Genomic DNA, 20825 nt, shown 5'->3' with positions numbered 1-20825 from the left:
GCTCTGCCGCCCGTTCAGCTCCGCGAGCTCACTGCGGCTGCTTCGGCGTGAAGCGCTCGACCTCGGCCGACGCGATCTCGTAGCCGCTCACGCCCATGTCCACCGAATTGAAGCGCGCCGCCTTCAGAGTGCCGCTGACGTACACCGTGTCCATCGCGTGCAGCCCCTTGACGGGCGCGGGCGCGATCACGTGCACGATCTGGTTGGCCGGTGGCGGCGGGGTGTGGATGCAGGCGCCGAAGTAAGGCACCAGCAGGAATTCGCGAATGCCGTCCTGCGTGGCGTCCAGCGGCACCACGAAACCCGAGAGCCTGGCGGCCTTGCCGTCGAGCGCCACGTTGACCGGTGCGTTGTCCCACACGGCGCGCATCTCGTCGAGCATCTGGATGGCGATGGGGTCGTTGTCGCGCAGCGCCTCCAGGCTGATGTTGCGATAGCGCTTGGTCGGGTCCCAGCTCTTGGGAATCAGCTCTTCCCACTTCAACTCGGTGGCCGTGGCCGCCGCGTTGCCCGCGCCCTGCGCAACCCCCGGCCCGCACCCGGTCAGCAGCGCAGCCGCCGGGGCCAGTACCAGCGCGGACAGCAGCACGCGCGAAAAGAACCTTCTCATGACTCCGATTGTGCTTGGGCGGTGTGTCAGACCCGTAAAGCGGGGTCTTTGGCACTCAATGTCTCCCAGATCACACAAATTCATTGCAAAGCGCCAGAATGCCGCACCACGACACGAGGAGCTCCGCATGGCACCCACAGGATGGCTGGGACTCACGTCCCTCGGCACGGTTCACACGGCGATCAGCCTGGTCGCTGTCGTCGCAGGGCTCTGGGCCCTGTTTCGCTACAGGGAAATCACGATGCGCACCGGCCTGGGACAGGTCTTCGTGTGGACCACCGTGCTCACCTGCCTCACCGGCTTCGGCATCTTCCAGCACGGCGGCTTCGGCAAGCCGCATGTGCTGGGCATCATCACGCTGGTGGCGCTGGCGGTGGGCGCCGCGGCCGGGCGCGGCCTGCTGTTCGGGCGCGGCGCGCGCTACGTGGAGGCGGCGGCGTTTTCGGCCAGCTTTCTCTTCCACTGGATTCCGGCCTTCACCGAGCCGCTGACGCGCCTGCCGCTGGGCGCGCCGCTGCTGTCGAGCCCGGATGCGCCCGAGCTCAAGGCCATTACCGGCGTGCTGTTCCTGCTGTACCTGGTGGGCGTGGGGCTGCAGGTTCGGCGGCTGCGCGGTGGGGGCGCGCCGCTCAGTCCTGCACCCGTCCGCGCAGGCTCTTGATCTGCGAACGCTGGCTCTTGCCCTCGAGCCGGCGCTGCTTGGAACCGTAGGTCGGCTTGGTCGCGCGCCGCGCGCGCGGCGGCGTGGCCACGCTGTCGACCACCGCCTGCAGGCGCGCGAACGCGTCGGCGCGGTTCATTTCCTGCGTGCGGTGCTGCTGCGCCTTGAGCACCAGCACGCCCTCCTGCGTGATGCGGCTGTCGCGCAGGGCGAGCAGCCGCTCCTTCACGTCGGCGGGCAGCGAGCTGGCGGGAATGTCGTAGCGCAGGTGCACCGCGCTGGACACCTTGTTCACGTTCTGCCCGCCCGCCCCCTGCGCGCGAATGGCACTGATCTCGACTTCGTCGGGATCGATCAGCAGGGGTGGGCGCAGCATGGCGGCAAGTGTGCCCTGAGTCCGCTCGGGTGGGCTCAGACGCGCTCGAACACCGCGGCAATGCCCTGCCCGCCGCCGATGCACATCGTCACCAGCGCGTAGCGCCCGCCGGTGCGGTGCAGCTCGGCAATCGCCTTGGTGGTGATGATCGCGCCCGTCGCGCCCACCGGGTGGCCCAGCGAAATGCCCGAGCCGTTCGGGTTCACCTTGGCCGGGTCGAACCCCAGCTCCTTGATGACCGCGCAGGCCTGCGCCGCGAAGGCCTCGTTCGACTCGATCACGTCGAAGTCGCTCACTTTCAGCCCGGTGCGCTCCAGCACCTTGCGCGTGGCCGGCACCGGGCCGATGCCCATGTACGCCGGCTCCACGCCCGCGTGCGCGTAGCCCACCAGGCGCGCCAGCGGCTTCAGGCCCAGCGCCTTCACGCGGCCGCCTTCGGCCAGCACCACGGCGGCGGCGCCATCGTTGATGCCCGAGGCATTGCCGGCGGTGACCAAGCCGTCCTTCTTGAAGGCGGGCTTCATCTTCGCCAGCGTGTCGACGGTGGTGTCGGCGCGCACGTGCTCGTCGGTGTCGAACAGCACCACGCCCTTGCGCGTCTTGACCTCGACCGGAACGATCTGCTCCTTGAAGCGGCCCGCGGCAATGGCGGCCGCCGCGCGCTGCTGGCTGGCCACGGCCAGTTCGTCCATCTGCTCGCGCGTGATGCCATAGCGCGCGGCCACGTTCTCGGCGGTGATGCCCATGTGGATCTTCTCCCACGGGTCGTGCAGGATGCCCAGCATGTAGTCGACCAGCACCGCGTCGCCCATGCGCGCGCCGTAGCGTGCCGAGGTGTCGAAGTACGGGCCGCGGCTCATCGACTCCGAGCCGCCGCCGATGGCGATGTCGCAGTCGCCCAGCGCAATGGCCTGCGCCGCCGACACGATGGCCTGCAGGCCCGAGCCGCACAGGCGGTTCACGTTGAAGGCCGGCGTCTCGATGGGGCAGCCCGCGTCGATGGCCGCCACGCGGCTCAGGTAGGCGTCCTTCACGTCGGTGGGAATCACGTTGCCCATCACCACGTGGCCGATGGCGTCGGCCGCCACGCCGCTGCGCTCGATGGCGGCCTTGACGGCGGTGGTGGCCAGCTGGGTGTTGGGCACGTCCTTCAGCGCGCCGCCGAAGGTGCCGATGGCGGTGCGGGCGGTGCCGACCACGAAGATGTCGCGTTGGGTCATGGGTGGGTCTCCTGGGTTTGAAAGATGGAATTCAGCGGCCTGTGAAGGCTGCGGGCTTCTTGTCGAAGAAGGCGTTCAGGCCGATGCGGAAGTCGTCGGTGGCCGCGCAGACCTGGAAGGCGGCCGATTCGGCGTCGAGCTGGCCCGCCAGGTCGCGCCCGAGCGAGCCGCGCATCAGCCGGCGCAGGTTGCCCAGCGCCACGGTCGGGCCCTTGGCCAGCCGGTGCGCCAGCGCCAGCGCCTGGGCCTCCAGCTCGGCGGCGGGCACCACGCGGTTGACCAGGCCCATGCGCTCAGCGGCGGCCGCGTCGTAGGTGTCGCCGAGCATGGCGATTTCCAGCGCGCGGCGCATGCCCACCAGCCGCGGCAGCGCCCACGAGGCGCCCACGTCGCAGCTGGTGCCGATGTTCACGTAGGCGAGGTTGAAGCGCGTGCCCTCGGCGGCGAGCACGAAGTCGGCCTGCAGCATCAGGCTCAGGCCCGCGCCGGCGGCCACGCCGTGCACCTGCGCGACCAGCGGCGCGTCCATGGCGTCGAGCACGCGCAGCGCCTCGTGCAGCGGGCCGATCAGGTCGGCCGCGCCCTGTTTCGGGTCGGCGCTGAGCACGCCGAGGTCGCCGCCGGCCATGAAGCCCTTGCCCGCGCCGCTCATGAGCACGGCGCGCACGCCCTTGTCGGCGGCCAGCTCGCGGGCGGCGGCGAGGAAGGCATTGGCCATCGGCACGTCGATGGCGTTGAGCGCGCCGGGCCGGTTGAAGCGAATGGTGGCCACGGCACCGTCGCGGGCCAGCAGCAAGGGGGCGTCTGTCGTCATGCGGTCTTTCCTTTTTTTGCAGCAGATTGGCGTGGCGCCGCGCCCGTGGCGGGCGGGCTGGCGGGCGCGGGCCGTTGAAGCAGGCCGCCCAGCAGCAGGTCGATGCCCTGGTCGGCGATCTGCGTGGGCGTGAGGCTGCCGCCGGGGCGGTACCAGCGGCCGATCCAGCTGAGCGCGCCCGCGAGCATGAAGGCCGCCATCTTCGGATCGCAGGGCGCGAGCGAGCCTTCGGCGATGCCGGCTTCGACGAGCTGGCGAAACTGCGCGTCGATGCCCGCCTTCAGGCGGAGCAACTCGGCCTTCAGCGGCTTGGGCAGCGGGTCTTCGCCGATACGGATCACGCAGCGGCCGAAGTCCTGCGTGACCACGCCCGCGTAGATGCGCATCGAGGCCTCGAGCTGGTCGATGGCGCTGCCACCGTTGGCGCGCACCTCGGCAATGCCGGCATGCATCAGGTCGAGCGCGGTCTTCACGCACTCGAGCAGGATCTGGTCCTTGTTCTCGACGTAGTAGTACAGCGTGGGCTTGCTGACGTTCAGCCGCTCGGCAATGTCGTCGAGCGAAGTGGCGTGGAAGCCGCGCTCGTTGAAGAGTTGCGCGGCGGTCTGCAGCACGGCCTGGCGCTTGACCTCGCGCTGGCGCGCGCGCTTGCCCGCGGGCTCCCAGGGAGAGCCGGAAGACCCCGCAGATCCGGCGGGCTCGGCGGATGAGGGATAAGGAACGGAAGGAGGAGAAACGGAGCGGGCCATCGGTGCGAAACAGGATGGCCGAAGGTCCGACACCGCACAGCGCGGCGAGAAGGGAATTTACTGGCCAGTAGAAATTCTACGGGCCGGTAAACATCCAGGCAGCGAAGGCTGCAAAAACCGCCAAGACCGCGAAGCCCGTTGCCGGGGCTCAGTCGCCGCGCACAGGCCGGGCCCGCACGTCGGTCACGTCATCGGCGGGGCCGATGGCGATGGGACTGCGCACCGACTCGCCGCGCGCGCGGGCGTTGACCACATCGGCCGCCTGCGGCTCGGCCGGCTGTGCCGCATGGCGAAACCGGTCGAAGCCCGAGCGCGGGTTGAAGCGCCCGCCCATCGACGCGGTCCAGGGCGTCACGGGCTTGCCCGTGAGCCGGCCCCAGGCGTAGCGCATGCCCCACACCGCGGCCAGCAGCATCACCGCCACGGCCAGGCTGGCCGCGAAAACCAGCCCCAGGAGCAGAAGAACGACGCGAAAAATAAAGTTCATCATCCGACTTTAGGCCGAGGCGGCCGCCGTTGGTTCCCCGCTCTTGGTGAACGAGAACTGCCCCGGCGACTGGATCGGGTCGGTGTTGACCTCGATGGTGTCCTTCGGCCCGAAACTGCCGTCGAGCAGCAGCTTCGACAGCGGGTTCTCGATGCGCTGCTGGATGGCACGCTTGAGCGGTCGCGCGCCGAACACCGGGTCGAAACCGACCTTGGCAATCTCGGCCAGCGCCGCGCTCGACACCTCCAGCCCCAGGTCCATCTTCGCCAGGCGCGCGGTCAGCACCTTCAGCTGGATGGCGGCAATCGACTCGATGTTCTTCGCGTCCAGCGCATGGAACACCACGGTCTCGTCGATGCGGTTCAGGAACTCGGGGCGGAAGTAGTTCTTCAGCTCGTCCCACACGGCTTCCTTGATCTCTTCCGAGGGCTTGCCCACCATGGCCTGGATGATGGGCGAGCCGATGTTGCTCGTCATCACGATCACTGTGTTCTTGAAGTCCACGGTGCGGCCCTGGCCGTCCGTGAGGCGGCCGTCGTCGAGCACCTGCAGCAGCACGTTGAACACGTCGGGGTGGGCCTTCTCGACCTCGTCGAGCAGCACCACGCTGTAGGGCTTGCGGCGCACGGCTTCGGTGAGGTAGCCGCCCTCTTCATAGCCCACGTAGCCCGGCGGCGCGCCGATGAGGCGGGCCACCGAGTGCTTCTCCATGAACTCGCTCATGTCGATACGGATCAGGTGGTCTTCGCTGTCGAACAGGAAGCCCGCGAGCGCCTTGCACAGCTCGGTCTTGCCCACGCCCGTGGGGCCGAGGAACAGGAACGAGCCCGTGGGGCGGTTCGGGTCCGACAGGCCCGAGCGCGAACGGCGGATCGCGTTGGCGACCGCGCCGATGGCCTCGTTCTGGCCGACCACGCGCTCGTGGAGCTTGTCTTCCATCACGAGCAGCTTGTCGCGCTCGCCCTGCATCAGCTTGGCGACCGGAATGCCGGTGGCGCGCGCCACGACCTCGGCGATTTCCTCGGCGCCGACCTGCGTGCGCAGCAGCGTGGGCGCGCTCGACTTGCCCTTGCTGGCTTCGGCGTCCTGCGCCTCCTTCAGGCGCTTCTCGAGCGCGGGCAGCTGGCCGTATTGCAGCTCGGCCACCTTGTTGAAGTCGCCCTTGCTGGTCGACTCGGCAATCTGGAACTTGATCTTGTCGATGTCCTCGCGCACCTTGGCGCTGCCCTGGGCCTGCGCCTTCTCGGCCTGCCAGATCTCGTCGTAGTCGGCAATTTCCTTCTGCAGCTTGGCGATCTCGCCCTCGATCAGGCCGAAGCGCTTCTGCGAGGCCTCGTCCTTCTCGCGGCGCACGGCCTCGAGCTCGATCTGCAGCTGGATCAGGCGGCGGTCGAGCCGGTCCATGACCTCGGGCTTGGAGTCCATCTCGATCTTGATCTTGGCCGCGGCCTCGTCGATCAGGTCGATGGCCTTGTCGGGCAGGAAGCGGTCGGTGATGTAGCGGTCGCTCAGCTCGGCCGCGGCCACGATGGCCGGGTCGGTGATGTCCACGCCGTGGTGCACCTCGTACTTTTCCTTCAGGCCGCGCAGGATGGCCACGGTGGCTTCCACGCTGGGCTCGCCCACGATGATCTTCTGGAAGCGGCGCTCCAGCGCGGCGTCCTTCTCGATGTACTTGCGGTATTCGTCCAGCGTGGTGGCGCCCACGCAGTGCAGCTCGCCGCGCGCGAGCGCCGGCTTGAGCATGTTGCCCGCGTCCATCGCGCCCTCCGCCTTGCCCGCGCCGACCATGGTGTGCAGCTCGTCGATGAAGACGATGGTCTGGCCTTCGTCCTTCGCGAGCTCGTTCAGCACGGTCTTCAGGCGCTCTTCGAACTCGCCGCGGAACTTGGCGCCGGCCAGCAGCGCGGCCATGTCGAGCGACAGCACGCGCTTGCCCATGAGCGACTCGGGCACCTCGCCGGAAATGATGCGCTGCGCCAGGCCTTCGACGATGGCGGTCTTGCCCACGCCGGGTTCGCCGATGAGCACGGGGTTGTTCTTGGTGCGGCGTTGCAGCACCTGGATGGCGCGGCGAATTTCCTCGTCGCGGCCGATGACCGGGTCGAGCTTGCCCAGGCGTGCGCGCTCGGTGAGGTCGGTGGTGTATTTCTTCAGGGCTTCGCGCTGGCCTTCGGCGTCGGCGCTGTTCACACCCTGGCCGCCGCGCACGGCATCGATGGCCGACTCGAGCGACTTGCGGCTCAGGCCGTTTTCCCTGGCGATCTTGCCGACGTCGGCCTTGCTGTCAGCCAGCGCGAGCAGAAAGAGTTCGCCCGCGATGAACTGGTCGTTGCGCTTGATCGACTCTTTCTCGGTCGCCTGCAGCAGCTTGTTCAGCTCGGGGCCGACCTGCACGACGTCGTGGCCCTGCACCTGGGGCAGTTTCTTGATGGCGCCCTCGGCGGCCTGCAGCAACCCCGGCACGTTGACGCCGGCACGCTCCAGCAGGGCGCGCGGGCCGTCGTCCTGGCGCAGCATCGCGACCAGCAGGTGGGCCGGTTCGATGTAGGCGTTGTCGTTGCCCAGCGCGAGCGACTGGGCATCGCCCAGGGCTTCCTGAAATTTGGTGGTGAGTTTGTCTTGTCGCATGGTGGTATTCCTGCTTCCAAAATAGGGCCGTTCGGGCACGATTCAAGGTTTTGACAATTACGTGCGGACTACCGGAGCCTGGGCACGGGTATTGCACGACACCCGTTTCCTGCCCGTAGGCATTTCTCTCTCTCGAATGGAGTCGATCATGGTTTTTTCAATGCAGCGCGTTCAACCGGTGCGCCGGGCGATCAGCGCCGGCCTGCTTCTGGGCGCTCTGAGCACCCTGGGCCTGAGCGGCCTTGCGCAGGCGCAAAGCGGCACCCCCATCCGCCTGCTGGTCGGCTTCCCGGCCGGCGCGGGCACCGACGCCATTGCGCGCACCCTGGGCGAAAAGCTCAAGGACGTGCTGGGCGTGCCGGTGGTGGTCGAGAACCGTGCCGGCGCCGGCGGCCAGATTGCCGCGACCGTGTTGAAGTCTTCCCCCGCCGACGGCCACACGCTGCTGCTGTCGCACGACCACACGATCTCGATCCTGCCGCAGGTCATCAAGAACCCGGGCTTCAACCCCGCCACCGACTTCGTGCCCGTGGCCGGCTTTGCCACCTTCGCCAACGTGCTGGCCGTCTCGGGCGGCACGCCGGCCAAGACCATGGACGAGTACGTGAAATGGGTGCGCACGCAAAAGGGCGGCAAGGAAACCATCGGCATCCCGGCGCCGGCGTCGATTCCCGAGTTCCTGGTGAAGATGATCTCGGACAAGTACAAGATCGACGTGCAGCCCGCGCCCTACCGCGGCAGCGCGCCCATGACGGCCGACATGCTGGGCAACCAGATCACCGCGGGCATCGCCTCGGTGCCTGACTTCATCGAGAACCACAAGGCCGGCAAGGTGCGCATCGTGGCGTCCATCGGCGCCAAGCGCCAGGCCGTGATTCCGAACGTGCCGACCTTCACCGAGCTGGGCTTCGCCAACCTGGACGACCTGCCCTACTACGGCATCTTCGCGCCGGTGGGCACGCCGCAGCCGATCATCGACAAGTACGGCGACGCGCTGCAGAAGGTGCTGGCCATGCCCGACGTGAAGCAGAAGCTGACGACGATGGGGCTGACGGTCGGCTACGAGTCGCAGGGCCAGTTCGCGGGGCGCGTTCGCACGTACACGCAGAGCTGGGAAAAGATCATCCAGGGCAGCGGGTTCAAGCCGCTCTGATGCCTTGCGCTTGCTCCCTCTCCCCTCGGGGAGAGGGAGCGACGCGGCTCAGGCGTTGGGAGCGCTGATGCCCCAGCGCGCCAGCGCCGCGTCGTCCGCGACGCGCGCATCGACCCAGCGCGCACCTTCGGGGGTCTGTTCCTTCTTCCAGAACGGGGCCTGCGTCTTCAGGTAGTCCATCAGGAACTCGCAGGCCTCGAAGCTCTGGCCGCGGTGCGCGGACACCACCGCCACCATCATGATCTGGTCCAGCGGCTGCAGCAGGCCCACGCGGTGGACCACGCGCGCACCCAGGATGTCGAAGCGCCGGTGCGCCTCGTCGATCATGGCCTCGACGGCCTTCTCGGTCATGCCGGGGTAGTGCTCCAGCTCCATCGACGCGACGCTGCTGCCGTCGTTGCGGTCGCGCACCGTGCCCACGAAACTGCAGACCGCGCCCACGCGTTTGTCGCCGGCACGCAACGCGGCGACCTCTTGCGAGAGGTCGAAATCGGCCGTCTGTATGGAAACACGCGCAACGTTCATTTCCGAATTGTGGCATCGCGCTAGACTGCCGCCATGCCTTGCCACGCCACGCCCTCCACAGTGCTTTCGCACGCGGGAAGCGGCTGCGCGCGCCAGGGCAGCAAAGCCAAAAAACCAAAGCTCGTCTGACCGGAGCCGAGGTTCCGTCGTCGGATGAGCGACGGAACCTGCCAAGGTCTTTGGCCCCTTCATGGGTTTCGCGCACGTCCGACGGTGGTTCTTTCCATCGGTCGATTCCTCGAAGGAAGCCCGCGTGCCTCAACAACCTACCGCCACCGCCCCTGACTTCTCGGGCTTCTGGGTGGCCCTTGTCACCCCGTTTCGCGACGGCGCCGTCGACCACGACGCCCTTGCCGCCCTGACCCGTCGCCTGGCCGCCGACGGCGTGACCGGCTTCGTGCCCTGCGGCTCCACCGGCGAAGCCGCCGCCCTCGACGAGGCCGAGCAGCTGGCCGTGCTCGACACCGTGCTGGCCGCGGCCGGCGGCCTGCCGGTGGTCATGGGCATTTCCGGCTACCACCTGGGCAAGGCCACGGCCTGGGCCCGCAAGCTCGGCGAACGCCCGATCGCGGGCCTGCTGGTGGCCGCGCCGCACTACATCCGCCCGTCGCAGGCCGGCCTGCTCGAATGGTTCGGCACCATCGCCGACGCGAGCACGGCGCCGGTGCTGGTCTACGACATTCCCTACCGCACCGGCGTCACCATCGCCCGCGACACGCTGCTGGCGCTGGCCGCGCACCCGCGCATCCGCGGCATCAAGGACTGCGGCGGCGACATGGCCAAGACGCGCGCGGTGATCGCCGACGGCCGGCTGCAGGTGCTGACGGGCGAAGACCACCAGATCTTCGGCACCATGGCCGAAGGCGGCGTGGGCGCCATCGCGGCCAGCGGCAACGTGCAGACGCGGCGCTTCGTGCAGTTGGTGCGCCTGCTGGCGGACAACAGGCTGGCCGAGGCGCGCGCCGAATGGCAGGCGCTGCAGCCGCTGGTGGAAATGCTGTTCGCCGAACCGAACCCCAGCCCGCTGAAGGCGCTGCTCGCGCACGGGGGCGAGGTGCACGACGAGTTGCGCTCGCCGATGACCCGCGCCTCCGAAGGGCTGCGCGAGCGCCTCGTGGCGCTCGACGCCCACCTCGAAAGCCTCGACGGCCTCAACCGCCAGTAACGGGGGGGAAGAAGGCGACCTCGCAGCCTTCGCGCAAGGCTGCGGCCTCGTCGCTCATGAGCTGGTCGAGCGCCATGCGCACCGCCTTGCCGCGCGCCAGCGCGGTGGCATAGGCGCCGCCGCGGGCGATGAGCTCGTCGCGCAGGGCGGCGAGCGTGTCGGCTTGCGTGTCGACGGTTTCGTTGCTGCGCGAAAGCGCCTCGCGCACCGAGGCGAAATAACGGACCTGGACCTTCATGGCGAATGCTCAGCCCAGCAGCGAGGCGAAGGGAATGAAGTTCACCGTGTCGCCCGCTCGAATGGTCTGGCCGGCCGGGTTGTCGACCACGCCGTCGCCCCAGACCATCGAGGTGAGCACGCCCGAGCTCTGGTTGCCGAACAGCGCCAGCCCGCCCGCCGCGTTGCGCCGCGCGCGCAGGAATTCGCGGCGCTTGTCGGCGCGCAGCCAGTCGAAGTCGGCGCGCATCTGCACGGGCTCGGGCGCCACGCGCGTGGCACCCTGCAAGGTCAGCAGAAAGGGCCGCACCAGCATCAGGAAGGTCAGGAAGCTCGACACCGGGTTGCCCGGCAGCCCGGTCACATGGCAGGCACCCTGCCCGTTGCTGCGCGCAATGGACCCATAGGCGAACGGCTTGCCCGGCTTCATCGACAGCGACCACAGCTGCAGCTCGCCGAGCGATTGCAGCGCGGCGCGGATGTGGTCTTCTTCACCCACCGACACGCCGCCGGTCGTGATGATCAGGTCGCTGGCCTCGGCCGCGTCGCGCAGCGCGGCGATGGTGGCTTCGCGGTCGTCGGGCACGATGCCCAGGTCGTTCACCTCGCAGCCCAGGCGGTGCAGCAAGGCACGCATGAAGAAGCGGTTGGAGTTGTAGATGGCGCCGGGCTTCATCGCGTCGGGCGCGACCTCGCCGGGCATGACCAGCTCGTCGCCGGTGGAGAGCATGGCCACGCGCGGCTTGCGCGCGACCTGCAGCTTGTGAAAGCCGACGCTGGCCGCCAGGCCGAGCGCGGCGGGCGTGAGGCGCTCGCCCTTCTTCAGCACCACGTCGCCCGCGGCCACGTCTTCGCCCGCGCGGCGCACCCACTGGTCTGCCGCCGGCACGATGGCGATGCGCACCGAGCCCAGGCTGCCTTCCTGCGGCGTGGCGGCGGTGTCTTCCTGCATGACGACCGCGTCGGCGCCCTCGGGAATCTGCGCGCCCGTGAAGATGCGCGCCGCCGTGCCGGCCGCCAGCGCCGTGCCGACGGTGCCCGCGGGAATGCGCTGCGCCACCGTCAGCTCGGCACCGGGCGCGGTGCAGTCGGCCACGCGCACGGCGTAGCCGTCCATGGCGCTGTTGTCGCGCGGCGGCACGGTCAGGCCGGAAACCAGGTCTTGCGCCAGCACGCGGCCGTCGGCGTCGAAGGTGATGACGCTTTCGGTCGGCAGCGCCGGCTGCGCCTTCGCGAGCAGGACGGCAATGGCCTCGTCCAGCGGCATCAGCGGCGGGCGCAGGGAAGAAGCGGCGAAGGGAACAGGTGTGTCAGCCATGGTGTTCGGGGTTGTATTCGAAGCGCTCGCCGCTGTCGATCAGCCACCTGGCAATGGCCTCGGCGTCGTTGAGGTCGAACAGGGGACGCTCGGTGGGCGACGGCAGGCTGGCCGGGTCGTCCGTGGCAATGGCGACCACGAAGGGGTCGTCGGTGTAGAGCACCGGGCGAAGCGGCTCGCCGCCCTCGGGCTGGCGCCAGATCTCGATCTTCGGCACGTCGCTGTGCCTGAAGCCCTCCACCAGCACCCAGTCGGCCGCGGGGTGCACCTCGGCCAGCAGCTGGTGCACGTCGGGTTCCACCGGCACTTCGAACTCGCGCATGACCGCCAGCCGCTGGTCGGAGGCCACGACCACCTCGAAGGCGCCCGCCTCGCGGTGGCGGTAGGTGTCCTTGCCCGGGTGGTCGATGTCGAACTTGTGGTGCGCGTGCTTGACCACCGACACGCGCTGCCCCAGCCGCTTGAGCGCCGGAATGAGCCGCTCCAGCAGCGTGGTCTTGCCCGCGCCCGAGTAGCCGGCGAAGCCGACGACCTTCATGCGGGGGCCCGGGCGTGCTCAGTCACAGTTTTCCGCGATGTAGGCCTTCACGGCTTCGGCGTCGGCCGGCAGCTTGACGACGCGCTTGGGCAGCGCCTCGATGCCTTCGAACTTCTTCGGCCGCTCGGGCTCCTGGCCCAGCGCCTCGACCAGCGTGGCCGCGAACTTGATGGGCAGCGCCGTTTCCAGCACCACCATCGGCACGCCGGGCGCGAGCTGTTCGCGCGCGGCCTTCAGGCCGTCGGCGGTGTGGGGGTCGACCAGCGTGGCGAAGCGCTTCTCGGTGTCGCGGATGGTGGCCAGGCGGTCGGCGTGCGTGCTGCGACCGCTCTTGAAGCCGAAGCGTTCCGCGGCCTGCTTGAATGCCGGGTCGGCGCTCAGGTCGAAGCTGCCGTTCAGGCCCAGGTCTTCCACGAACAGCTGGCGCAGCCTGGCGGCGTCGCGACCGACCAGGTCGAACACGAAGCGCTCGAAGTTGCTGGCCTTGCTGATGTCCATCGACGGGCTGGAGGTCTCGTGCGTGTCGACGGCGCCGCGCACGCGGTAGATGCCGGTGCGGAAGAATTCGTCGAGCACGTCGTTCTCGTTGGTGGCGACCACCAGCGTCTGGATGGGAAGGCCCATCATGCGCGCCACGTGGCCCGCGCAGACGTTGCCGAAATTGCCCGAGGGCACGGTGAAGCTCACCGGCTTGTCGTTGCCCGCGGTGGCCTGGAAGTAGCCCGCGAAGTAGTAGACGACCTGCGCCAGCAGCCGCGCCCAATTGATCGAGTTGACCGTGCCGATGCGGTACTTGCGCTTGAAGCCCAGGTCGTTCGACACGGCCTTGACGATGTCCTGGCAGTCGTCGAACACGCCGGTGATGGCGATGTTGTGGATGTTCTCGTCCTGCAGGCTGAACATCTGCGCCTGCTGGAACGGGCTCATGCGGCCGTCCGGCGAGGTCATGAACACGCGCACGCCCTTCTTGCCGCGCATGGCGTACTCGGCCGCGCTGCCGGTGTCGCCGCTGGTGGCGCCCAGGATGTTGAGCTCGGCGCCGCGGCGGGCCAGTTCGTACTCGAACAGGTTGCCCAGCAGCTGCATCGCCATGTCCTTGAAGGCCAGCGTGGGGCCGTTGGACAGGGCCTCGAGGTACACGCCGTCTTTAAGTTCGCGCAGCGGTACGATTTCTTCGGTGCCGAACACCTCGGCCGTGTAGGTCTTGGCGCAGATCGCCTTCAGGTCGGCCGGCGGAATGTCGTCGATGTAGAGCGAGAGGATCTCGAAGGCCAGCTCGGCATACGGCAACGCGCGCCACCTGGCGAGCGTGGCGGTGTCGACATGCGGATAGGTCTCGGGCAGGTACAGGCCGCCGTCGGGCGCCAGGCCCTCGAGCAGGATTTCGCAGAAGCGCTTGCGGTCGGGATGGCCGCGGGTGCTCAGGTAGTTCACTTCAACTCTTCCTTGCGGATACGCACGATGGGTTCGAGCACGGTGGGCAGCGCCTGCAGTTCGGCCAGCACGTCGTTGACGGTGCCTTCGCGCGCGTCGTGCGTGAGGATGATGAGGTCGGTCTGCGTGGAGCCTTCGCCGCCCACTTCGTCGGCTTCGCGCTGCAGCACGGCGTCGATGCTGATGCCGGCGGTGGCCAGCAGGCCCGTCACCTTGGCGAGCACGCCGGCCTGGTCGGCCACGCGCAGGCGCAGGTAGTAGCTGGTGACCACCTCGGACATCGGCAGCACCTGCAGGTCGCTCATGGCGTCCGGGTGGAACGCCAGGTGCGGCACGCGGTGCGCGGCGTCGGCGGTGTGCAGGCGGGTGATGTCGACCAGGTCGGCAATGACGGCGCTGGCCGTCGGCTCGCTGCCCGCGCCCTTGCCGTAGTACAGCGTGGTGCCCACGGCGTCGCCGTGCACCACCACCGCGTTCATCGCGCCCTCGACGTTGGCCAGCAGGCGCTTGGACGGCACCAGCGAGGGGTGCACGCGCAGCTCGATGCCCTTGGTCGTGCGCTTGGTCACGCCCAGCAGCTTGATGCGGTAGCCGAGCTGCTCGGCGTACCGGATGTCCTGCGCGGCGAGCTTGGTGATGCCCTCGACATGGGCCTTGTCGAACTGCACCGGAATGCCGAACGCGATGGCGCTCATCAGCGTGACCTTGTGCGCGGCGTCCACGCCTTCGATGTCGAAGGTCGGGTCGGCCTCGGCGTAGCCCAGGCGTTGCGCCTCCTTCAGCACGGTGGCGAAGTCCAGGCCCTTGTCGCGCATCTCGGACAGGATGAAGTTGGTGGTGCCGTTGATGATGCCGGCGATCCACTGGATGCTGTTGGCCGTGAGGCCTTCGCGCAGCGCCTTGATGATCGGGATGCCGCCGGCCACCGCGGCCTCGAAGGCCACCATCACGCCCTTGGCGTGCGCGGCCGCGAAGATTTCGGTGCCGTGCACCGCGAGCAGCGCCTTGTTGGCGGTGACCACGTGCTTGCCGGCAGCGATGGCCTCGAGCACCAGCTGCCTGGCGATGCCGTAGCCGCCGATGAGCTCGATGACGATGTCGATGTCGGGGTTGGCGATGACTTCGCGCGCATCGGCAACCACCTTCACGCCTTCGCCGGCCACTTCGCGGGCGCGGGCGGTGTCGAGATCGGCCACCATGGTGATCTCGATGCCGCGGCCGGCGCGGCGCTTGATTTCTTCCTGGTTGCGCTGGAGCACCTTGAAGGTGCCGCTGCCGACCGTGCCTGCGCCGAGCAGGCCTACTTGGATGGGTTTCATTGGGAGAGTCGAGTTCATGGCGTTCATGGTTTGAATGGGGTGGTGAGCGGCGCGATCACGGCGCGGTCACGACGCGGCTGACGTGGCGCGGCAGGTTCCAGGCGCCGCCGGGAAAGTCGCGGCACAGGCTGTCGACGGTGGCGCCGGTTCGCACGAAGCCCTTGCCGTCGAAGTGCCAGGTTTCGGTCGACACGCAGTCGCCGATGCCGCGGACCCTCATGACCGAGGAGACGCTGGCGTCCTTGTCGTCGAAGTCGCCGTTGGCCTCGAGGGCCGATGGCGCATAGGGCGGCTTGTCGTTGGCGATCCAGAGCTGGCTGGTGGAGTTGTAGGCCCCCACGCTGCAATCCAGCGACAGCAGCACCTTGCTGTCGGTCAGGCGGTGGACCTGGAACGACTTGGGCTGCACCGCGTCGGTGTTGTTGCACGGGCCGTCGGCTTCGCTCAGCTTGAGAGAAGGAAAGATGCGCGCCGCCAGGGCGTCGTCACCAGGGCGCGGCTTGACGGGCTTGAGCGCATGGACCACGGGCATCGGCAACGCCGCCAGCACGGCGGATTCAGGCTTGCTGCCGCGGCGCACCAGCGCGCCCGGCGTATCGACGCGGCCCTGGGCTTCGTCCATCTTCAACAGCACGGCGTTGAGGCCGGAAAGAGAAAGCACCCATTTCTTGCCGCCACCGGCCGTGAGGGTGGCGTCGTCGCTCTTGAGGAGTTCGGGCAGCACGGCGCGAACCTGGCTGGCGTCGAGGCTGGGGGAGCCGCCTTCGAGGCCGGACACGGTGGCCTTGCCGACCTTCAGGCGCAACGGGCCCTTGGGTTCTTCTTCGCCGCCGGTCTGCAGTTCGATCTCTACCGCGGTGCCGGGGCCGGCCTTGCGGGTGATGCGCATCGACACCGGCTCGCCGTCCTGCTGGTAGCCGGCGGCGCGGCAGGTGCGCGTGTTGTCGCAGGCCAGCTCCCAGTCGTTGTGGGAAAAGGAGACCGGCCGCGTCTCGGCGGCTCCCGCTGCGATGGCAGCCGAGGCGGACAGTGCCGCGAACGACAGCACCGCGGCAAGGCAGGCGGGTTTCATGGGCGCGTCTTGCGGCGCAAGCGGTACTGCTCCAGGAACTTCGCGATGCGGTTGATGGCCTCGCGCAGGTCGTCCTCATGGGGCAGGAACACGATGCGGAAGTGGTCGGGCGTGGCCCAGTTGAAGCCGGTGCCCTGCACCAGCATCACGCGGGTTTCCTTCAGCAGCTCGAGGAAGAACTGGCGGTCGTCCTCGATCGGGTAGACCTCGGGGTCTAGCTTGGGGAACATGTAGAGCGCCGCGCTGGGCTTGACGCAGCTCACGCCGGGAATGGCGGTGATGAGTTCGTAGGCCAGGTCGCGCTGGCGGCGCAGGCGCCCGCCGTCGCACACCAGGTCGTTGATGCTCTGGTAGCCGCCCAGCGCCGTCTGGATGGCCCATTGACCGGGCACGTTGGCGCACAGGCGCATGTTCGAGAGCATGTTCAGGCCCTCGATGTAGTCCTGCGCACTGCGCTTGTCGCCCGACACCACGAGCCAGCCGGCGCGGTAGCCGCACGAGCGGTAGCTCTTGGACAGCGAGTTGAAGGTCAGCGTGAGCACGTCGCTCGACAGGCTGGCGATGGCGGTGTGCTTGACGCCGTCGTACAGCACCTTGTCGTAGACCTCGTCCGCGAAGATCACGAGGCCGTGCTCGCGCGCGATGGCCACGATGCTCTTGAGCAGTTCGTCCGAATAGAGCGCGCCGGTCGGGTTGTTCGGGTTGATGACCACGATGCCCTTGGTGCGCGGCGTGATCTTGGCGCGGATGTCGTCCAGGTTGGGCATCCAGCCGTTGGCCTCGTCGCACAGGTAGTGCACCGGAGTGCCGCCCGAGAGGCTGGTGGAAGCGGTCCACAGCGGATAGTCGGGGGCCGGCAGCAGCAGCTCGTCGCCGTCGTCGAGCAGCGCGTTGGTGGACATGGCGATCAGCTCGCTCGCGCCGTTGCCCAGGTAGATGTCGTCGAGCGTGACGCCCGTGATGCCCTGCTTCTGCGTCTCGTGCATCACCGCCTTGCGCGCGGCGAAGACCCCCTTGCTGTCCGAATACCCCGCCGAGTTCGGCAGGTTGCGGATCATGTCCTGCTGGATTTCCTCGGGGGCATCGAAGCCGAACACGGCGAGGTTGCCGATATTGAGCTTGATGATCTTCTGGCCGTCCTCTTCCATCTGCTTGGCGGCGTCCATGATGGGGCCGCGGATGTCGTAGAGCACGTTGGCCAGCTTGGCCGATTTCTTGAGCTGCTTCAAAGGGCCCTCCCGGGCGCGAATTAACGGGTTGAAACGGGTTGCTTACTCGGAGTTACAGGCCGCCGGAGGCCGCGTCCAAAGATCCAGGGGAAAGCCCTTTCGAGCCCCTTGGCACCAGGGAAAACCTATAATTTGACCACAGTTCCCAGTGCCCAGATGAAGCTCCAGCCCGACAAATCCGACGCCCAATCCCTCACCGCACACGGCCCCGGCTGGGTGGCGATCAACAACGAAAAAGTCGAGGGCAGCGTCGTGGTCGGCTCGCGCGGCGAGCGCTTCGAATGGCCCTGCAAGAGCTTCGACGACATCGGCGCCGCGCATTTCGAGCAACTGGCATCGCTCGGCGCCGAATTGATCATCTTCGGCAGCGGCAACCGCATTCGTTTTCCCCAGCCCGCGTGGCTGCGTCCGTTGATGGCGCAACGCACTGGCGTGGAGACCATGGACACCGCCGCAGCCTGCAGAACGTACAACATATTGGCCGGCGAAGGCAGGCACGTGATCGCCGCTCTGCTGGTCGAGAGTGCGTCGGGCGGCTGAGCGCCGAGTTTTCGGGGTAAAATACTAGGTTGCGAACAGGCCCGCTACCCCAAAGTTAGCAACGACCAATCCTTCATTCTTCGAGCAAGCCCCGTCTGAAAACGTGGCGAGAGGGCTCGGAGAACGGAATCTAACGGAGAAAACAAGTTTCATGGCGATCGTTGTCAACAAACCCATTCCTGAATTCGACGCCAACGCCACGGGCGGCCTCAAGGTCTCGAATACCTCGCATCTCGGCCACGTGCTGGTCATGTACTTTTACCCGAAAGATAACACTCCGGGTTGCACGACCGAAGCGATGCAATTCCGCGACCGCTACAAGGACTTCGAAAAGGCAGGCGCCACGGTCTTCGGCGTGTCGCGCGACAACATGAAGTCGCACGACGAATTCAAGGCCAAGCTCGAACTCCCCTTCGAGCTCATCGCCGACACCGAAGAAAAGATGTGCCACATGTTCGGCGTGGTCAAGAACAAGATCATGTACGGCAAGAAGGTCAAGGGCATCGAGCGCAGCACCTTCCTGATCGGCGCCGACGGCATCCTGAAGGCCGAATGGCGCGGACTCAAGGTCCCCGGCCATGTCGACGACGTGCTCAAGGCCGTCAAGGCCCTCAAGAAGGCCGCCTGAGATTTGCACCGGGCGCCGGGCTGTTCTTTTGCGCCGCGACGTGGGGATTGCCCTACGCGGCGCGTAAAGAGCCTCCGGCGCGTCATCCGGGGTGTGCATAATGGCCTCATGCCGTTGAGCTCCACGACCGCATCCCCCGAACAAAGCCGCCTTGGTCAACAGGCGGCTTTTTCGTTTTCTGGTTCCCACCTTCTGCGAGCGACCTGACCCATGCCATTGCCTCCCGCCCCCTCGAAACGCGCTGCATTGCTCTCGCCGGACGCTCTCGACGCGCCCGCGCGGCCCTCGCACAGAGGTTCGCGCCGTGCCGGCGATTCGCGCGATGACGCCTCCGCGAAAAGCGGACCGCAGCCACTGGAACTGTTCGACAACCTCGGCACGGAAGGCGGCGGCGACGCTGTCGCGCGTCCGGCACGCCGCGCCAAGGCCAAGGTAGCGCCGGCGTCTGCCCCGGCGACCGCACCCGCCCGCGCACCCGTGAATGCGCCCGTCAGTGCACCTATCAGCGCACCTGTCAGCGCACTCGTGAGTGCACCGCAGCAACCCGCCGCCGTGCAGGTCGAGACGCGCGTCCCCACGCCCTCCCCCGCACCGGTCGCCGCGCCACAGCCCCCGGCACGCGCCAAGCGCAGCAAGTCCGCCGGCCCGGCCAAGCTGTTCGTGCTCGACACCAACGTGCTGCTGCACGACCCGATGTGCCTGTTCCGCTTCGAGGAGCACGACATCTTCCTGCCGATGATCGTGCTGGAAGAGCTCGACGGCCACAAGAAGGGCACCACCGAAGTCGCGCGCAACGGCCGCCAGACCAGCCGCACGCTCGACGCACTGGCCGGCGCGCAAGACGCCGACATCGACAAGGGCCTGAAGCTCGACACCACCGGCCACCGCGAAGCCGGCGGCCGGCTGTTCTTCCAGACCGCCCCGCTCGACTACTCGCTGCCGGTCAGCCTGCCCCAGGGCAAGGCCGACAACCAGATCCTCGGCGTGGTGCAGGCCCTGCGCGACGAGTACGCCACCGACAAACCGGGCAAGCCCAAGCAGGAAGTGGTGCTGGTGTCCAAGGACATCAACATGCGCGTCAAGGCGCGCGCGCTGGGGCTGGCCGCCGACGACTACCAGAACGACAAGACGCTGGAAGACGGCGACCTGCTCTACGCCGGCTCGCTCGCCCTGCCGCCCGACTTCTGGACCCGCCAGAGCAAAACCGTCGAGAGCTGGCAAAGCGGCAGCACCACCTTCTACCGGATCAGCGGTCCGCTGGTGCCCAACCTCTACATCAACCAGTTCGTGTTCTTCGAGGCGCCCGGCGAGCCGAGCATGTACGCGCGCGTCACCGAAATCCGCGACAAGACCGCGGTGCTCAAGACGCTCAAGGACTACAGCTCGGGCAAGAACGCGGTGTGGGGCGTGAACACGCGCAACCGCGAGCAGAACTTCGCGATGAACCTGCTGATGGACCCTGAGATCGACTTCGTCACGCTGACCGGCACCGCCGGCACCGGCAAGACGCTGATGGCGCTGGCCTCGGGCCTCACGCAGGTGCTCGACGACCGCCGCTACACCGAGATCATCATGACCCGCGCGACCGTGAGCGTCGGTGAAGACATCGGCTTCCTGCCCGGCACCGAAGAAGAAAAGATGGGCCCCTGGATGGGCGCGCTCGACGACAACCTCGAGTTCCTGGCCAAGGGCGATGGCGGCGGCGCCGGCGAGTGGGGCCGCGCGGCCACCAACGAGTTGATCCGCAGCCGCATCAAGGTCAAGAGCATGAACTTCATGCGCGGGCGCACCTTCCTGAACAAGTACGTGATCATCGACGAGGCGCAGAACCTGACGCCCAAGCAGATGAAGACGCTGATCACACGCGCGGGCCCGGGCACCAAGATCATCTGCATGGGCAACCTGGCGCAGATCGACACGCCGTACCTCACGGAAGGCTCCTCGGGCCTGACCTTCGCGGTCGACAAGTTCAAGGGCTGGCCGCACGGCGGACACATCACGCTGGCACGCGGCGAACGCTCGCGCCTGGCCGATTTCGCAAGCGACGTGCTCTAAGCCGCGCATCGAACCCGAGGGCTCGAACCGACAAAGCCCGCATGCTCCACGGAGCATCGCGGGCTTTTTTTCGCCCGCCATGACA

Annotated in this window: 21 protein-coding genes; 6 read left to right on the top strand and 15 right to left on the bottom strand. The window is 67.8% G+C overall.

Translation table 11 applies throughout. The features are described from left to right. Positions 1–28: 28 nt before the first annotated feature. Positions 29–610: a DUF3299 domain-containing protein gene (locus QTI51_RS05210; protein WP_207786657.1), complete on the bottom strand. Its 582-nt coding sequence runs from the start codon at positions 608–610 to the stop codon at positions 29–31. A gap of 127 nt (positions 611–737) precedes the next feature. Between QTI51_RS05210 and QTI51_RS05205 the strand changes: the two genes are divergently transcribed. Next, complete coding sequence (locus QTI51_RS05205) at positions 738–1271, top strand: hypothetical protein (RefSeq protein WP_116908588.1); 534 nt, start codon at positions 738–740, stop codon at positions 1269–1271. On the opposite strand, the gene arfB is transcribed toward QTI51_RS05205, so the two are convergent. The 6 genes from arfB to clpB all read right to left on the bottom strand — a co-directional run bounded on the left by arfB (position 1240) and on the right by clpB (position 7548). Then, positions 1240–1647, bottom strand: coding sequence for an alternative ribosome rescue aminoacyl-tRNA hydrolase ArfB (gene arfB / locus QTI51_RS05200; RefSeq protein ID WP_116908587.1), 408 nt, complete (start codon positions 1645–1647; stop codon positions 1240–1242). The two genes, QTI51_RS05205 and arfB, sit on opposite strands and share 32 nt — an antisense overlap. A gap of 35 nt (positions 1648–1682) precedes the next feature. Then, a complete protein-coding gene (locus QTI51_RS05195) occupies positions 1683–2867 on the bottom strand; it encodes an acetyl-CoA C-acyltransferase family protein (protein WP_286512530.1) in 1185 nt (394 codons plus the stop codon). 31 nt (positions 2868–2898) lie between these two features. Further along, positions 2899–3681 (bottom strand): enoyl-CoA hydratase/isomerase family protein, encoded by a 783-nt coding sequence (locus QTI51_RS05190; protein WP_116907897.1) that lies wholly within the window; start codon positions 3679–3681, stop codon positions 2899–2901. Continuing rightward, on the bottom strand, positions 3678–4430 hold the full coding sequence (locus QTI51_RS05185; protein ID WP_116907898.1) for a TetR/AcrR family transcriptional regulator: 753 nt from the start codon (positions 4428–4430) through the stop codon (positions 3678–3680). Before QTI51_RS05185 ends, QTI51_RS05190 begins: the two co-directional genes overlap by 4 nt. A gap of 148 nt (positions 4431–4578) precedes the next feature. Then, on the bottom strand, positions 4579–4917 hold the full coding sequence (locus QTI51_RS05180; RefSeq protein ID WP_286512536.1) for a hypothetical protein: 339 nt from the start codon (positions 4915–4917) through the stop codon (positions 4579–4581). A gap of 9 nt (positions 4918–4926) precedes the next feature. Beyond that, complete coding sequence (gene clpB, locus QTI51_RS05175) at positions 4927–7548, bottom strand: ATP-dependent chaperone ClpB (protein WP_116907900.1); 2622 nt, start codon at positions 7546–7548, stop codon at positions 4927–4929. Positions 7549–7696: 148 nt separating this feature from the next. Here clpB and QTI51_RS05170 point away from each other — a divergent pair, with 148 nt between their 5' ends. Beyond that, entirely contained in the window at positions 7697–8701 is a 1005-nt protein-coding gene (locus QTI51_RS05170; protein WP_116908525.1) for a Bug family tripartite tricarboxylate transporter substrate binding protein, read from the top strand. Between the two features lie 48 nt (positions 8702–8749). Here the strand turns inward: QTI51_RS05170 and QTI51_RS05165 are convergent, their stop codons facing one another. Further along, entirely contained in the window at positions 8750–9226 is a 477-nt protein-coding gene (locus QTI51_RS05165) for a molybdenum cofactor biosynthesis protein MoaE (protein ID WP_116907901.1), read from the bottom strand. 253 nt (positions 9227–9479) lie between these two features. Here QTI51_RS05165 and dapA point away from each other — a divergent pair, with 253 nt between their 5' ends. Beyond that, positions 9480–10391, top strand: a complete 912-nt coding sequence (dapA, locus tag QTI51_RS05160) for a 4-hydroxy-tetrahydrodipicolinate synthase (protein WP_116907902.1) — start codon at positions 9480–9482, stop codon at positions 10389–10391. Here dapA and moaD read toward each other — a convergent pair. From moaD to QTI51_RS05125, 7 genes are read right to left on the bottom strand one after another with little or no spacing between them, the layout of a single operon-like run. Beyond that, on the bottom strand, positions 10378–10629 hold the full coding sequence (gene moaD, locus QTI51_RS05155; RefSeq protein ID WP_116907903.1) for a molybdopterin converting factor subunit 1: 252 nt from the start codon (positions 10627–10629) through the stop codon (positions 10378–10380). The genes dapA and moaD overlap by 14 nt on opposite strands. A 9-nt stretch (positions 10630–10638) precedes the next feature. Next, positions 10639–11925: a molybdopterin molybdotransferase MoeA gene (locus QTI51_RS05150; RefSeq protein ID WP_116907904.1), complete on the bottom strand. Its 1287-nt coding sequence runs from the start codon at positions 11923–11925 to the stop codon at positions 10639–10641. Continuing rightward, positions 11918–12463 (bottom strand): molybdopterin-guanine dinucleotide biosynthesis protein B, encoded by a 546-nt coding sequence (mobB, locus tag QTI51_RS05145; RefSeq protein WP_116907905.1) that lies wholly within the window; start codon positions 12461–12463, stop codon positions 11918–11920. Before mobB ends, QTI51_RS05150 begins: the two co-directional genes overlap by 8 nt. Positions 12464–12481: 18 nt before the next feature. Then, the gene (thrC, locus tag QTI51_RS05140) at positions 12482–13897 is read right to left on the bottom strand and encodes a threonine synthase (protein WP_286512543.1); all 1416 of its coding nucleotides are present in this window, start codon (positions 13895–13897) and stop codon (positions 12482–12484) included. Continuing rightward, a complete protein-coding gene (locus QTI51_RS05135) occupies positions 13894–15216 on the bottom strand; it encodes a homoserine dehydrogenase (RefSeq protein ID WP_116907907.1) in 1323 nt (440 codons plus the stop codon). The genes thrC and QTI51_RS05135 overlap by 4 nt, the downstream gene beginning before the upstream one ends. 55 nt (positions 15217–15271) lie before the next feature. Further along, the gene (locus QTI51_RS05130; protein WP_116907908.1) at positions 15272–16288 is read right to left on the bottom strand and encodes a DUF1176 domain-containing protein; all 1017 of its coding nucleotides are present in this window, start codon (positions 16286–16288) and stop codon (positions 15272–15274) included. Further along, the gene (locus tag QTI51_RS05125) at positions 16285–17517 is read right to left on the bottom strand and encodes a pyridoxal phosphate-dependent aminotransferase (protein WP_116907909.1); all 1233 of its coding nucleotides are present in this window, start codon (positions 17515–17517) and stop codon (positions 16285–16287) included. Before QTI51_RS05125 ends, QTI51_RS05130 begins: the two co-directional genes overlap by 4 nt. Positions 17518–17673: 156 nt before the next feature. Between QTI51_RS05125 and QTI51_RS05120 the strand changes: the two genes are divergently transcribed. The 3 genes from QTI51_RS05120 (at position 17674) to QTI51_RS05110 (ending at position 20740) form a co-directional block, all read left to right on the top strand. Beyond that, the gene (locus QTI51_RS05120; protein ID WP_116907910.1) at positions 17674–18057 is read left to right on the top strand and encodes an Mth938-like domain-containing protein; all 384 of its coding nucleotides are present in this window, start codon (positions 17674–17676) and stop codon (positions 18055–18057) included. 151 nt (positions 18058–18208) lie between these two features. Continuing rightward, entirely contained in the window at positions 18209–18685 is a 477-nt protein-coding gene (locus QTI51_RS05115; RefSeq protein ID WP_007830801.1) for a peroxiredoxin, read from the top strand. A 210-nt stretch (positions 18686–18895) separates the two neighbouring features. Further along, positions 18896–20740, top strand: coding sequence for a PhoH family protein (locus QTI51_RS05110; protein ID WP_116907911.1), 1845 nt, complete (start codon positions 18896–18898; stop codon positions 20738–20740). The last annotated feature ends 85 nt before the right edge of the window (positions 20741–20825 follow it).

This window comes from Variovorax sp. J22G73 (assembly GCF_030317035.1).
In the GTDB taxonomy this organism is placed as follows: domain Bacteria; phylum Pseudomonadota; class Gammaproteobacteria; order Burkholderiales; family Burkholderiaceae_C; genus Variovorax.
This window is presented reverse-complemented; position numbering and strand designations above follow the sequence as displayed.

Excerpts from the sequence above, each read along its gene's own strand:
- QTI51_RS05115 (WP_007830801.1), top strand. The coding sequence starts at position 18,209 with ATGGCGATCGTTGTCAACAAACCCATTCCTGAATTCGACGCCAACGCC.
- arfB (WP_116908587.1), bottom strand. The coding sequence starts at position 1,647 with ATGCTGCGCCCACCCCTGCTGATCGATCCCGACGAAGTCGAGATCAGT.
- QTI51_RS05150 (WP_116907904.1), bottom strand. The coding sequence starts at position 11,925 with ATGGCTGACACACCTGTTCCCTTCGCCGCTTCTTCCCTGCGCCCGCCG.
- QTI51_RS05185 (WP_116907898.1), bottom strand. The coding sequence starts at position 4,430 with ATGGCCCGCTCCGTTTCTCCTCCTTCCGTTCCTTATCCCTCATCCGCC.
- QTI51_RS05165 (WP_116907901.1), bottom strand. The coding sequence starts at position 9,226 with ATGAACGTTGCGCGTGTTTCCATACAGACGGCCGATTTCGACCTCTCG.
- QTI51_RS05130 (WP_116907908.1), bottom strand. The coding sequence starts at position 16,288 with ATGAAACCCGCCTGCCTTGCCGCGGTGCTGTCGTTCGCGGCACTGTCC.
- QTI51_RS05135 (WP_116907907.1), bottom strand. The coding sequence starts at position 15,216 with ATGAAACCCATCCAAGTAGGCCTGCTCGGCGCAGGCACGGTCGGCAGC.
- moaD (WP_116907903.1), bottom strand. The coding sequence starts at position 10,629 with ATGAAGGTCCAGGTCCGTTATTTCGCCTCGGTGCGCGAGGCGCTTTCG.
- mobB (WP_116907905.1), bottom strand. The coding sequence starts at position 12,463 with ATGAAGGTCGTCGGCTTCGCCGGCTACTCGGGCGCGGGCAAGACCACG.
- QTI51_RS05180 (WP_286512536.1), bottom strand. The coding sequence starts at position 4,917 with ATGAACTTTATTTTTCGCGTCGTTCTTCTGCTCCTGGGGCTGGTTTTC.
- QTI51_RS05210 (WP_207786657.1), bottom strand. The coding sequence starts at position 610 with ATGAGAAGGTTCTTTTCGCGCGTGCTGCTGTCCGCGCTGGTACTGGCC.
- QTI51_RS05195 (WP_286512530.1), bottom strand. The coding sequence starts at position 2,867 with ATGACCCAACGCGACATCTTCGTGGTCGGCACCGCCCGCACCGCCATC.
- QTI51_RS05110 (WP_116907911.1), top strand. The coding sequence starts at position 18,896 with ATGCCATTGCCTCCCGCCCCCTCGAAACGCGCTGCATTGCTCTCGCCG.
- QTI51_RS05190 (WP_116907897.1), bottom strand. The coding sequence starts at position 3,681 with ATGACGACAGACGCCCCCTTGCTGCTGGCCCGCGACGGTGCCGTGGCC.
- QTI51_RS05205 (WP_116908588.1), top strand. The coding sequence starts at position 738 with ATGGCACCCACAGGATGGCTGGGACTCACGTCCCTCGGCACGGTTCAC.
- QTI51_RS05120 (WP_116907910.1), top strand. The coding sequence starts at position 17,674 with ATGAAGCTCCAGCCCGACAAATCCGACGCCCAATCCCTCACCGCACAC.
- QTI51_RS05170 (WP_116908525.1), top strand. The coding sequence starts at position 7,697 with ATGGTTTTTTCAATGCAGCGCGTTCAACCGGTGCGCCGGGCGATCAGC.
- clpB (WP_116907900.1), bottom strand. The coding sequence starts at position 7,548 with ATGCGACAAGACAAACTCACCACCAAATTTCAGGAAGCCCTGGGCGAT.